The sequence below is a fragment of the Pseudoalteromonas sp. c7(2019) genome (genome assembly GCF_011378625.1).
GTDB lineage: Bacteria > Pseudomonadota > Gammaproteobacteria > Enterobacterales > Alteromonadaceae > Pseudoalteromonas > Pseudoalteromonas arctica.
On the sequence record NZ_WTKS01000049.1, the window covers coordinates 1 to 773 of the forward strand.

Genomic DNA, 773 nt, shown 5'->3' on the forward strand with positions numbered 1-773 from the left:
CATCTTCAAATGGTTTTAATAATGCAATAGTGGCCGCAGTGACAGTCTTTGCTGATTTATCATCAATACGTGTAGATACTGTAAAACGTGTTTTACGCTCAACAATAGTCACCAATGCACCGCTGTGTCCTTTACCGATGACTAAATCTATTTCCCAATCACCAACTCGGCTACGTGTGTCAACTATACTAGGTCGCTCANTCATCGATGCTGACGCGGTTCTTGATAAAACCTCGACCAGCTTGCTTATCTTTATTACGCGTTTGGTAAGCCTTCCCTTTTCGACGCAGATGTTGGAATAATTGACCACCACTGTGCTTATCGGACCAAATATGTTGGTAAATAGTTTCATAGCTAATACTGATGCCACGCTCTTTCTTAAGCCATCCTGAAATTTGGTCCGGACTCCATTTTTCACCTAGTTTTACATTTATTAATGCAATCAGAGCAGATGTCATTTTAATTGCTTTACGAGCTTCAATACGGCGTTTAACTGTTGCTTGTTGAGCTTGATTAATACGGTAACCTCGCTTGCCTGTATTACGAGCAAACTCTCTACTAAGGGTCGATTGATTCACATTCAATTGTTTAGCTATTTTATTTTGACTCATGCCTATTTTCTTTAGGGCATAAATCTGGCATCGTTGCGCATAGGTCAGTTGTTTATATGTTTTCATTGTTGCATCTCTTGCCGGAGAAAAAGCGATAAGCATATATTCAGCTGATCGTCTTTTCTACCAATTCAAGTTATGCGCTTATGATCTGAATCCAAG

At 39.6% G+C, this 773-nt stretch carries 1 protein-coding gene; it reads right to left on the reverse strand.

Annotated elements, in window-relative coordinates:
• Positions 1-197 precede the first annotated feature (197 nt).
• A complete protein-coding gene (locus tag GQR38_RS19935) occupies positions 198-677 on the reverse strand; it encodes an IS30 family transposase (RefSeq protein WP_165738002.1) in 480 nt (159 codons plus the stop codon).
• Between the last annotated feature and the right edge of the window lie 96 nt (positions 678-773).